The following is a 10,792-nucleotide window of genomic DNA, read 5'->3' on the forward strand; positions in this document are numbered from 1 at the left end:
TCGAACGAGGCTTCATGCGGGATCCTGCGGCTGGACGCGCGGCACCGGAAGGCACCGCCGGGCCCGCATCCTAAGCCCCCAGCCCCGAAGCCCGTCCCACAGCAGCTTCACGCCGGTCAGCAGCATGCCGAGCGAGAGCAGGCGGTAGAACAGCGTGGGCTCGACGCGCCGGGCCAGGCGCACCCCGATCCACACGCCGATGGGCGCCAGCGGCATCAGCAGCAGCGAGGTGGTCAGGTTCCGCAGGTCGATCAGGCCGAGCCACGCGTACGGGATCCATTTCGACGCATTGACCGCTGCGAAGAACACCGCCGTCGTGCCGGCGAACACCAGCGGACGCAACTTCAGGGGCATCAGGTAGGCGAGCGCCGGCGGCCCGCCGGCATGCGCGACGAAGCTGGTGTAGCCGGCAGCGATGCCGAGCCCGAAGCCCCACCAGCGCGGCGGCGGTGGGGCTTCGGCGCGCGGCGGGAAGAACTGGCGCTGCGCAAGGAACAGCAGCGTCAGCGCGCCGACGATGCCCGCCACGGTCGACGTCGGCAACAGCCCGAAGCTGAGCGTTCCCAGCGCGGTGCCCAGCAGGCCGGCCGGCAGCATCAGCCGGAGCAGCGAGCGGTCGGCCTCGCGCCACAGTGCGGCCAGGCCGAAGGCATCCATCACGGCGAGCAGGGGCAGCATGATCGCCGCCGCCTGGGGGACCGGCAGCGCGACCGCCATCAGCGGCGTCGCGAGCGCGCCGAAGCCGGCCCCGAAGCCGCTCTTGCTCACGCCCATCAGCAGCACCGCGGGCACGGCCACCGCATAGAAGACGGGATCGGTGATGATGTCGGCCGTCATGAACGGTCCGCCCCGATGCCCGCCCACCCGCTGAACCTTGCGACCGCCCTGCTTGTGGCTGAGTGGGCCGCGATGCTGGCCTTCGCGCTGTCGGGCCTGATGGAGGCGGCGCGCAAGCGGCTCGATGCGGTCGGCGTCGTGGTGGTCGCCGGCCTCACCGCCTTCGGCGGCGGCACGCTGCGCGACGTGCTGCTCGACCGCCGACCGTTCTTCTGGGTGCAGCATGCACAGTACGTCTGGGCCATCGTGGCGCTGGCCGTGATCGCGATGCTGTTCATGCGCGGTCGCCACTTCCAGCCCACCGAGCGCGCGATCGTCTGGCCCGATGCGCTGGGCCTCGGGCTGTTCGCCGCCAGCGGCACGCTGATCGCGCTCGCCACACCGCTGCCGGCGCTGGTGTCGGTGCTGATGGGTGTCGTCACCGCGGTCTTCGGTGGCGTGCTGCGCGACATCGTGTGCAACGAAATCCCGGCGGCCTTCAGCGACCACCGGCCGTACGCCGTGTGCGCCTTCGCCGGCGGCTGGGCTGTGGTGGCGGTGCACAGCCTCGACGGCAGCGAGACTGCCGCGCTGATCGCCGGGACGCTCCTCACGGTGCTGCTGCGCGCACTGGTGCTTTGGCGCAACTGGCAGCTACCAGCCTGGCGCATCGACTGAAGTCCCTCGCACCCCGGCGCCTGCCGCGCCGGCGCGACAATGGCGCAATGTTCACGCCCTCCCAGCACGACGTCCGCCGCTTCTTCTGCGAGGTGCAGCGCAAACACCAGGCCGCCGAGGTGCTTGCACCGATCGAGGCGATGGCCGCCGACTGGATCGGCCAGCACCCCGAATACCACGCCGACCTCGCCGACGCCGACACCGCGGTGGCGGCCCGCTACAGCGTCGAGGACGGCCGCACCAATCCCTTCCTGCACCTGTCGATGCACCTGTCGATCACCGAGCAGGTGGGCGTCGACCAGCCGCGCGGCATCAAGCAGGCCTTCGAGCTGCTCGCGGCCCGCCGCGGCTCGGCCCACGAGGCCCAGCACGAAATGATGGAATGCCTGGGCGAGATGATCTGGGCCTCGCAGCGCAGTGGGTTGCCGCCGGACGGCGAGGCCTACATCGACTGCGTGCGGCGGCGCGCGACGCGCTGAGGTCGGCGGCGCGGGCCGCCGCCTCACTTGACACTGATCCACGACCACTCGAGCCAGTTGTCGGCGCGGTGGACCACCGTCACGTTGCTGCGCGCCGCCCACGGCACGATCTGCCGGTGCAGCGGCAGGTGCAGCACCAGCTCGTTGTGGCGGGCCAGCGCCGCCTTGACCAGTGCCTCGCGCTTCTTCGGATCGGCCTCGCTGCTGGACGCCGCGGCCAGTTCGTCGAGCCTGGCATCCTTGACGCCGCCGAAGTTCCAGCTCCCGACACCGCCCGTATCGCCCGGGATGCGGCTGCGCAGCACCGGCGTCAGCGTGGTCTCGGCATCGGTGATCGAACCGCCCCAGCCCAGCAGGTACAGCGAGGTGTCCAGCTTCTCCAGCTTCGCGAAATAGGTGCTGCGCGGCATCGCGTTGACCTGCACCTTCATCTTCAGCTGCGACCACATGGCCGCCAGCGCGAGGCAGATCTCCTCGTCGTTGATGTAGCGGTTGTTCGGGCAGTCCAGCGTGACCCCGAAGCCCTCGGGGTAGCCTGCGGCCTGCATCAGCTGCCGGGCCGCCGCCAGGTCGAACGGCAGGCGCTTCTCCAGCGCCGCATCGTTGTAGGCGCCCAGCGGAGACGGCGTGATGCCGCCGGTGGGCAAGGCCTGCCCACGCATCAGCTTCGTCTTGATCGTCTCGATGTCGATGGCCTGGTAAAGCGCCTTGCGCACCCGCACGTCCTTGAAGGGGTTGCGGTCGCCGGGCACCCGACCGTACAGCAGCTTGTCGCGCGCCTGGTCCATGCCGATGAACAGGACGCGATTCTCCGGTCCGTCGACGACCTGCACGCCGGCCGTGTTGCGCAGCCGGGCGATGTCCTGCGGCGCCGGGTCGAGCACGAAGTCGAGCTCGCCGGAGATCAGCGCGGCAGAGCGCGTCGCATCGCTCTTCACCGGCGTGTAGACCACCTGCTGCAGGTTGCCCGCGAAGCGGCCCCACCAGGCCGGGTTGCGCTTGTAGACCGTCTTCACGTCCGGCTGGCGCGAGACCAGCATGAACGGGCCGGTGCCGTTGGTGTTCAGCGATGCATGACCTTCCTGCTTGTTCTTGAAGTCCAGCGGCCGGGCGGCACCGTGCTTCTCGCTCCAGGCGCGGCTCATGATCTGCACCGTGCTGAGGTGCTGCAGGAAGATCGGGTTCACCTGCGCCAGCCGGAACTCCACCGTCAGAGCGTCGAGCTTCTTCGGCTCGCCCAACGCGCTGGCGTAGACGCGGATCGCCGACGCGGGATCGCGCGCCCGCAGCACCGAGAACACCACGTCGTCCGCGGTGAACGGGCTGCCGTCGTGGAAGCGGACCTGGGGCCGCAGCTTCAGCCGCCACACGGTCGGCGAGATCTGCTGCCACTCGGTGGCGAGCACCGGCTCGATGGCGAGCTGCCGGTCGCGATTGACCAGCGACTCGTAGACCTGGCCGTTGATCTGATTGGTCAGCGACTCGTTCTGGGAGTGGGGGTCCAGGGTCTGGACATCGCCCTGGCTGGCCCAGCGCAGCGTCTGCGCCGAGCCGGCTGTGGCCAGCGCGGCCAGCAGCAGCAACGTTGCGGCTCGAAGGAAGGTCGGCATGGCAGGTCTCGTGCGCGCGGGCGGCGGAGCGCGCAGTGTAGACAGGCCCTGCAATCCCCTCAGGGTCTGGCGGCCTCCCCAGCCCAGAGCCGGTCGATGTCCTTGAACGGCCACTTGTCCGGCGGCTCGCAGGCAATCACCTTGTCCTGGCACCAGGGTCCGCCGAGATCGATCTCCTCCGGCAGGATGCGCTGGTTGGACTTGGTGCTGAAGAACACCTTGACTTTGGGCGTCAGCAGCGACGCCGGGTTCTGCTGGATCACCACCGCCAGCCGCCCGGTCTGCAGCCTCACCAGCGAACCGACCGGGTAGATGCCGACCGTCTTGACGAAGGCCTGGAAGACCAGCGGGTCGAAGTGCCCTTTCCACTGCGCCATCTGGCGGAGCGACTCGCCGGGGTCCCAGCCGGCCTTGTAGGGGCGGTTCGAGGTGATGGCGTCGTAGACGTCGCACACCGCACCCATCTTGGCGATCAGCGAGATCTTGTCGCCGGCCAGCCGGTGCGGGTAGCCGCTGCCGTCGACCTTCTCGTGGTGGTGCAGGCAGACATCGAGCACGTCCGGGGGCGCATTGCCGGCCTCGAGGAGCAGCGCATGGCCCCGCTCCGGATGGGTGCGGATGATTGCAAACTCCTCGTCGGTCAGGCGTCCCGGCTTGTTCAGCACCGGGCTCGGCATCACCGCCTTGCCCAGGTCGTGCATCAGGCCGGCCAGACCCGCCTCGCGCACCTGCGCCTCGCGCAGGCCCAGCTGGCGGCCCAGCGACACCATCAGGCGCACACGGCCACGGAATGCAGGTAGGTGTAGGTATCGGTGGTCTTGAGGCGCGCCAGGCTCACCAGGGTGCCCGGCTGCTCATCACCGAGCCGGCGATCTCCTCCACCAGGCGCCGCCCCTGCTCGACATCCATCGCGCGACCCAGCCGGGCCTCGGCGAACATCGATTGCACGGCCTCGCGCGAACGACCGATCACCTTGCGAGCCTGCGCCAGCTCCTCGTCCCGTGAGCGCGGCAGTTCGATCAAGGGGCTGGGCGCCGTGGCTGCCGCCTCGAGTTCGCGCTCGATCTCCTCGCGCACGTCGGACTCGCTGATGCCGCCCTCGACATCCATGCCGACCTCGACGTTGATCCACACCTCGCCGATCCCGCTATCGCGGATCTTGGCGATGTCGGCCGGATCGCGCAGCACGAACTTGGAGCGCCAGAACGGGTGCTCCATCCAAGAGCCGCACAGCTCGTGCAGGTACATGCCGGGCCGCAGCTGGTCCACCGTGATTCTCTTCAGCACGCCGCTTCTCCGTCGAACGTGGTCATGCTGCGCTATCGACCGCAGCCGGGCGCACTGAAGCCGGAGCGCCGCATCCGCACACCAAACACGCAGCGGGCGTGAAAAAACCGCCGGACCTGGCGGTCGGGCGGCTCCTTGCCGACGCGGGATGCGGCGGACTACTTGAACTTCGACTGCGGCACCGTCTTCAGATCGGTCGGCAGCGCGGCCATGTAGTTCGACAGGCCCTTGAGCTCGGCGTGGCTGAACGCCTTGACCTGGGCGCCCATGATCGCGTGGCTGCGGCCGACATTGGGGTTGCCCTGGGTCGCGTAGGCCTTCAGGGCGACGTACAGGTAATCGGCGTGCTGGCCCGCCAGCTTCGGGTAGCTGCCGTCGATGGGCTTGCTGAAGTTCGCACCGTGGCAGGCGGCACAGCTGCCCTTGGTCAGCAGTTCAGCGATCGCGGGATCCGGCGCCTTCGCCGGTTCGGCCGGCAGCTCGGCGCGCGCGCCGCCTTCGGCTTCGTAGTACGCGGCGAGGTCGGCCATGTCCTGCTCGCTCAGCGACTCGGAGATGCTGCGCATCGTCGGGTGCTTGCGGTCACCCTTCTTGTAGGCGGTCAGCGCGGCCACGATGTACTTCGCGTTCTGGCCCGCGATCATCGGCACCTTGTAGATCTCCGGGAAGCTCGCCTGGTAGCCGACGATGCCGTGGCAGCCGATGCACATGGCGTTCTTCTTCTGGCCGGCCGCGGCGTCGCCGGCCTTGTCTTGCGCTTGCGTCGTGGCGGCAAAGGTCATCGCAAGCAGCGCGATCATCGCGGGGAACAGTGTCTTCATGGTCCGGCGGTGGGTTGAGTTCAGCGGCGGAGTATACGGGCCCCCTATACTGATTTGGACACCCTCAGCCGACTCTCCCCGCCATGAAATATGCAGGTTCCGACCAGTACGTCGCCACGCCCGACCTGATGCTGGCGGTCAATGCCGCCATCACGCTGCAGCGGCCGTTGCTCATCAAGGGTGAACCCGGAACCGGCAAGACGATGCTGGCCGAAGAGGTGGCCGCGGCTCTGAAATTGCCGTTGCTGCAATGGCACATCAAGAGCACCACCAAGGCGCAGCAAGGCCTGTACGAGTACGACGCGGTGAGCCGCCTGCGTGACAGCCAGCTCGCGGGACCCGACGGTGCCGAGCGCGTGCGCGACATCCGCAACTACATCGTCAAGGGCGTACTGTGGCAGGCCTTCACCGCCGAGCAACCGGTGGCGCTGCTGATCGACGAGATCGACAAGGCCGACATCGAGTTCCCGAACGACCTGCTGCGCGAACTCGACCGCATGGAGTTCCACGTCTACGAGACGCGCGAGATGGTCAAGGCGCGACACCGGCCGCTGGTGTTCATCACCTCCAACAACGAGAAGGAACTGCCCGACGCCTTCCTGCGCCGCTGCTTCTTCCACTACATCAAGTTTCCCGAGGCCGAGACGATGCGCAGGATCGTCGAGGTGCACTTCCCCACGCTGAAGAAGGAGCTGCTCGCCTCGGCGCTGAAGAGCTTCTACGACGTGCGCGGCCTGCCCGGCCTCAAGAAGAAGCCCAGCACCAGCGAACTGCTCGACTGGCTCAAACTACTGGTGGCCGAGGACATTCCGCTCGACGCGCTGCAGAGCCAGGACGACAAGGTCGCCATCCCGCCGCTGCTCGGCGCGCTGCTGAAGAACGAGCAGGACGTGAGCCTGTTCGAGAAGCTGGTGTTCATGCAGCAGCGCAACCGCTGAGCGGGGTACGCATGCAGAACGACACCCGTCGCGACCTGCTCGTCGGCGTGGCCGACGCCCTGGGCTTCGTGCTCGGGGCGCTGGCCGGCTGGGGCCTCGGCCGGCTGCTGGGCTTCGATTTCGTCGGCACGCCCGGCTACGGCGGCGCCCAGATGATCGGGCTGGTATTCATCGTGCTGGGCTGCGGGCTCGGCAAGTGGCTGGCGCGCACGCTGGCGCAAACCTTCACCCGGGATCGTCCATGAGTGCCCTGCCCCTCACCTCGCCGGTCACGCTCGAGGGCCGCCACGCCAGCCTGGTGCCGCTCTCGCATGCGCACGCCGATGCGCTGGCCCGAGCCAGCGCGGAAGGCGAGCTGCATCGGCTCTGGTACACCGCGATCCCGGCTCCCGAGGCCATCGGACCCGAGATCGCGCGCCGACTGGCTCTGCACGCGGCCGGGTCGATGCTGCCCTTCACCGTGCTCGATGCCGACGGCACGCCGGCCGGCATGACCACCTACATGAACATCGACTCGGTGAACCGCCGCGTCGAGATCGGCTCGACCTGGTATGCGCAGCGCGTGCAGCGCACCGGACTCAACACCGAATGCAAGCTGCTGCTGCTGACGCATGCCTTCGAAACGCTGGACTGCATCGCCGTCGAGTTCCGCACCCACCGGCTCAACACCCAGAGCCGGCGCGCGATCGAGCGGCTCGGCGCCCAGCTCGACGGCATGCTTCGCTCCCACCAGCGCGCCGCCAACGGCACACTGCGGGACACCGCCGTGTACAGCATCACTGCGGCGGAATGGCCGACCGTGAAGACGCACCTCGAGTGGCAGTTGCTGCGGCCGCGCTGAAACCCGCGCCCGCCGGCCGATCCCCGAGCCGGCCGTTGACACAGGGTTACCTGCTGTGTCTGCACGAGCCGCAAGGGCTGGGGCTACCATCGATGCTCATCGGCCGGCGCACCCCGCGCTCCGCACTCCCGCGATGCCATGCTGATCGACTTCTTCTATACGCTGCGCAGCGCGAAGCTGCCCGTCTCGATCAAGGAATACCTCACCTTGCTCGAGGGGCTGCAGGCCGGCCTGGCCGAGCGCGACGGCCAACCCTCGGTCGAGCAGTTCTACTTCCTGGCCCGCACGACGCTGGTCAAGGACGAGGCCCACTTCGACAAGTTCGACCGTGCCTTCGCCGCCTATTTCAAGGGCGCGCAGATGCTGGCTGACTTCACGCAGGAGGTGCCGCTCGACTGGTTGCGCCGCACGCTGGAGCTGGAGCTCACCCCTGAGCAGAAGGCCGCGATCGAGAAGATGGGCTGGGACGAGCTGATGGCGACGCTGAAGAAGCGCTTCGAGGAACAGAAGGAGCGCCACGAGGGTGGCAGCAAGTGGATCGGCACCGGCGGCACGTCGCCGTTCGGCCACTCGGGCTACAACCCGCAGGCATCCGCATCGGCGGCGCGGGCAGGAACAGGAGCGCGGTCAAGGTGTGGGACCAGCGCGCCTACCAGGACTACGACGACACCAAGGAGCTCGGCACACGCAACATCAAGGTCGCGCTGCGCCGGCTGCGCCGCTTCGCTCGAGAGGGCAACGAACTCGAACTCGACCTCGACGACACCATCCACCGCACCGCCGCCAATGCCGGCCTGCTCGACATCAAGATGGTGCCAGAGCGCCACAACAGGGTGAAGGTGCTGCTGCTGATGGACGTGGGCGGCACGATGGACGAGCACATCCACCGCGTGGAAGAGCTGTTCAGCGCCACCAAGACCGAGTTCAAGCACCTGGAGTTCTACTACTTCCACAACTGCGTCTACGACTTCATGTGGAAGCACAACCGGCGCCGCTTCAGCGAGAAGCACTCGACCTGGGACGTGATCCGCAAGTACAACCGCGACTACAAGCTGATCTTCGTCGGCGACGCGACGATGAGCCCCTACGAGATCCTGCAACCGGGCGGCAGCGTCGAATACAACAACGAGGAGCCCGGTGCCGAATGGTTGCAGCGCCTGACTCACGCCTTCCCCAAGTACGCCTGGATCAATCCGGAACCGCAGGGCGTCTGGGGCTACCGTCAGAGCATCTCGATCGTCCAGCAGCTGATGCAGCAGCGCATGTTCCCGCTGACGCTGCAGGGGCTCGAAGGTGCGATGCGCCTGCTGAGCAAGTGACCGGACCGCGGCCGTTGACCGCCACGCTGCGACACGCCATCGCGACGGTGCTGATCGCCGTGGCCTGGAGCGCCACCCTGCTGTCCGTGCAGGTGGCATGGGCACAGGCCGAAGAGGACGACACGGCGGCCCGCGACGAAGCGCGTGCCGACCAGGCCAGCGAAGGCGCCGCCGACGCCACCGAGGCAGCCGCCCGTGCCCCGTTGCTGGACAGCGGCGTCACCACGCTGACGACCGGCAGGCATGCTGCCTACCACCTCGAGGTGCGGGCGCCGAACCCGCTGCGCGACCTGCTGGTGCGCCACCTCGACCTGGCGCGGTTTCGCGAGCAGCGCGACATCTCGGTGGTCGAGATCGGCCGACTGATCGCTGCGGCCCCGGATCAGGCTCGCAGCCTGCTGGAACCGGAGGGTTACTTCAATGCACGCATCGACGTGACGCGCGACGATGCACCGGCCGGCGGCCCGCCGACCGTGCGGGTGCGCGTCGATCCCGGTCCGCAGGTGCGGGTGGGCCGGGTGCAGATCGAGGTCCAGGGGCCCTATGCCGACGCGATGAATGCTGGCAACGCCGCCCTGCGCACCCGCTGGCAGCGGCTGAGCGCCCGCTGGTCGCTGAAGGAAGGGGCACCGTTCAGCCAGGCGGCCTGGACCGGCGCCAAGAACGCGCTGCTGGCCAGCCTGCGCACGCGTGGCTACGCGACGGCCGGCTTTTCGGGCACCAGCGCCGAGGTGGACGCCACCAGCAACACGGTCCGCCTGTTCCTGGTGGTCGATAGCGGGCCGCTCTACCGCATCGGCGAGATCCGCGTCGAAGGGCTGGAGCGCACGCCGCAGGATGCCGCGCTGAACGTACTGCCGTTCCAGATCGGCTCCGAGTACACCGAGAAGAAGCTGCTCGACTACCAGGAGGCCCTGCAGAAGACCGGTCTCTACGAGGGGGTGGCGGTCGAGCTCGACCAGAGCCCGGAGGGCGCCGACCACGCGATCGTCTATGCGAAGCTGCGCGAGAACAAGATGCAGAACGCCACGTTCAGCATCGGCTTCTCGAGCAACACCGGCCCGCGGGTCGGCGTGGAGCACACGCACCGCCGCGTGTTCGGCTATGACCTCGTGGCCACCACCAAACTCAAGGTGGGGCGAGACGAACGCGAGGCCTCGTTCGACCTGCTCACCTACCCGCAGCCCGAGGGTTACCGCAACCTGCTGGGCTGAAGGCCGACTACCTGGACGCCGGCGGCGCGGTGACGCAGACCCAGCGAGCGCGCGTCGGCCGCACGCGCGACACCGAGCGCATCGACCGCCTCTACTACCTCGAGTTCAACCGCACCACGGTCGAGACGGCGACCACCCGGACCACCGACCGCGCGCTGCTCGCCAACTACGAATGGGTGCACCGCGACGTCAACAACCTCGTGTTCCCCACGCGCGGCCTGATCCTGAACGCGCAGAGCGGCGCCGGCGTGGCCTACGACGGCGATGGCGATCGCGGGCCGTTCGGGCGCCTCTACCTGCAGGCGGTCTGGTACCGCCCGCTGATCGGCGGCTGGCTCGGGCAGCTGCGCGGCGAGGTCGGGCAGGTGCTGCGCCGTGACACGCTGGGCATCCCGGATTCCCTGCTGTTTCGCGCCGGCGGTGACGACTCGGTACGCGGCTATGGCTACCGCACGCTCGGCCCGGTGCGCGATGGCGCGGTGGTCGGCGGCCCGGTGCTGGCCACCGGCAGCATCGAACTGGCCCACCGGCTGTCGGACAGCTCGCCGCAATGGCGAAACTGGTACGGCGCCGTGTTCGTCGACGCCGGCAACGCGGCTCTGACCTGGGGTGAGTACGACGCGGCCGTCGGCTACGGCGTCGGCGTGCGCTGGCGCAGCCCGATCGGCCCGCTGCGCATCGACCTGGCCTATGGCCAGCAGGTCGAGGCCGTGCGGCTGCACATCAGCGTGGGGGTCACGTTCTGATGGCCGACACGCCGGCCCCGCGCGGCGCGGGCTCGCCGCCTGC

General features: G+C 68.6%; 10 protein-coding genes and 2 pseudogenes. 8 read left to right on the top strand and 4 right to left on the bottom strand.

The features are described from left to right. Positions 1 to 12: 12 nt before the first annotated feature. Positions 13 to 837, bottom strand: coding sequence for a sulfite exporter TauE/SafE family protein (locus Y694_RS06960; RefSeq protein WP_051495624.1), 825 nt, complete (start codon positions 835 to 837; stop codon positions 13 to 15). Between the two features lie 15 nt (positions 838 to 852). On the opposite strand from Y694_RS06960, the gene Y694_RS06965 reads away from it, so the two are divergent. Both Y694_RS06965 and Y694_RS06970 read left to right on the top strand, forming a co-directional pair. Beyond that, positions 853 to 1,494: a trimeric intracellular cation channel family protein gene (locus tag Y694_RS06965; RefSeq protein WP_011828696.1), complete on the top strand. Its 642-nt coding sequence runs from the start codon at positions 853 to 855 to the stop codon at positions 1,492 to 1,494. 47 nt (positions 1,495 to 1,541) lie between these two features. Beyond that, on the top strand, positions 1,542 to 1,973 hold the full coding sequence (locus Y694_RS06970; RefSeq protein ID WP_036231019.1) for a DUF1841 family protein: 432 nt from the start codon (positions 1,542 to 1,544) through the stop codon (positions 1,971 to 1,973). A gap of 23 nt (positions 1,974 to 1,996) precedes the next feature. On the opposite strand, the gene Y694_RS06975 is transcribed toward Y694_RS06970, so the two are convergent. The 3 genes and pseudogenes from Y694_RS06975 to Y694_RS06985 form a co-directional block, all read right to left on the bottom strand. Further along, positions 1,997 to 3,583: an ABC transporter substrate-binding protein gene (locus tag Y694_RS06975; RefSeq protein WP_036231021.1), complete on the bottom strand. Its 1,587-nt coding sequence runs from the start codon at positions 3,581 to 3,583 to the stop codon at positions 1,997 to 1,999. A gap of 59 nt (positions 3,584 to 3,642) precedes the next feature. Continuing rightward, positions 3,643 to 4,870 (bottom strand): annotated as a pseudogene (locus tag Y694_RS06980) (HD-GYP domain-containing protein). A gap of 158 nt (positions 4,871 to 5,028) precedes the next feature. Next, a complete protein-coding gene (locus tag Y694_RS06985) occupies positions 5,029 to 5,691 on the bottom strand; it encodes a cytochrome c (protein WP_011828693.1) in 663 nt (220 codons plus the stop codon). 83 nt (positions 5,692 to 5,774) lie between these two features. Here Y694_RS06985 and Y694_RS06990 point away from each other — a divergent pair, with 83 nt between their 5' ends. The 6 genes and pseudogenes from Y694_RS06990 to Y694_RS22475 all read left to right on the top strand — a co-directional run bounded on the left by Y694_RS06990 (position 5,775) and on the right by Y694_RS22475 (position 10,749). After that, positions 5,775 to 6,629 carry a MoxR family ATPase gene (locus Y694_RS06990; RefSeq protein WP_011828692.1) on the top strand — a complete coding sequence of 285 codons (855 nt, stop codon included), beginning with the start codon at positions 5,775 to 5,777 and terminating at the stop codon, positions 6,627 to 6,629. Between the two features lie 11 nt (positions 6,630 to 6,640). Next, positions 6,641 to 6,874, top strand: coding sequence for a hypothetical protein (locus tag Y694_RS06995; protein WP_011828691.1), 234 nt, complete (start codon positions 6,641 to 6,643; stop codon positions 6,872 to 6,874). Further along, positions 6,871 to 7,470, top strand: a complete 600-nt coding sequence (locus Y694_RS07000; RefSeq protein WP_197028754.1) for a GNAT family N-acetyltransferase — start codon at positions 6,871 to 6,873, stop codon at positions 7,468 to 7,470. The genes Y694_RS06995 and Y694_RS07000 overlap by 4 nt, the downstream gene beginning before the upstream one ends. A 138-nt stretch (positions 7,471 to 7,608) precedes the next feature. Continuing rightward, positions 7,609 to 8,789, top strand: a pseudogene (locus Y694_RS07005) (vWA domain-containing protein). Positions 8,790 to 8,803: 14 nt separating this feature from the next. Beyond that, positions 8,804 to 10,003: an autotransporter assembly complex family protein gene (locus tag Y694_RS22470; RefSeq protein WP_152543398.1), complete on the top strand. Its 1,200-nt coding sequence runs from the start codon at positions 8,804 to 8,806 to the stop codon at positions 10,001 to 10,003. Positions 10,004 to 10,032: 29 nt separating this feature from the next. Continuing rightward, positions 10,033 to 10,749, top strand: coding sequence for an autotransporter assembly complex family protein (locus tag Y694_RS22475; protein WP_051495623.1), 717 nt, complete (start codon positions 10,033 to 10,035; stop codon positions 10,747 to 10,749). The last annotated feature ends 43 nt before the right edge of the window (positions 10,750 to 10,792 follow it).

The sequence above is a fragment of the Methylibium sp. T29-B genome, from assembly GCF_000576225.1.
Taxonomy (GTDB): Bacteria; Pseudomonadota; Gammaproteobacteria; order Burkholderiales; family Burkholderiaceae_C; genus Methylibium; species Methylibium petroleiphilum.

Excerpts from the sequence above, each read along its gene's own strand:
- Y694_RS06960 (WP_051495624.1), bottom strand. The coding sequence starts at position 837 with ATGACGGCCGACATCATCACCGATCCCGTCTTCTATGCGGTGGCCGTG.
- Y694_RS06965 (WP_011828696.1), top strand. The coding sequence starts at position 853 with ATGCCCGCCCACCCGCTGAACCTTGCGACCGCCCTGCTTGTGGCTGAG.
- Y694_RS06970 (WP_036231019.1), top strand. The coding sequence starts at position 1,542 with ATGTTCACGCCCTCCCAGCACGACGTCCGCCGCTTCTTCTGCGAGGTG.
- Y694_RS06975 (WP_036231021.1), bottom strand. The coding sequence starts at position 3,583 with ATGCCGACCTTCCTTCGAGCCGCAACGTTGCTGCTGCTGGCCGCGCTG.
- Y694_RS06985 (WP_011828693.1), bottom strand. The coding sequence starts at position 5,691 with ATGAAGACACTGTTCCCCGCGATGATCGCGCTGCTTGCGATGACCTTT.
- Y694_RS06990 (WP_011828692.1), top strand. The coding sequence starts at position 5,775 with ATGAAATATGCAGGTTCCGACCAGTACGTCGCCACGCCCGACCTGATG.
- Y694_RS06995 (WP_011828691.1), top strand. The coding sequence starts at position 6,641 with ATGCAGAACGACACCCGTCGCGACCTGCTCGTCGGCGTGGCCGACGCC.
- Y694_RS07000 (WP_197028754.1), top strand. The coding sequence starts at position 6,871 with ATGAGTGCCCTGCCCCTCACCTCGCCGGTCACGCTCGAGGGCCGCCAC.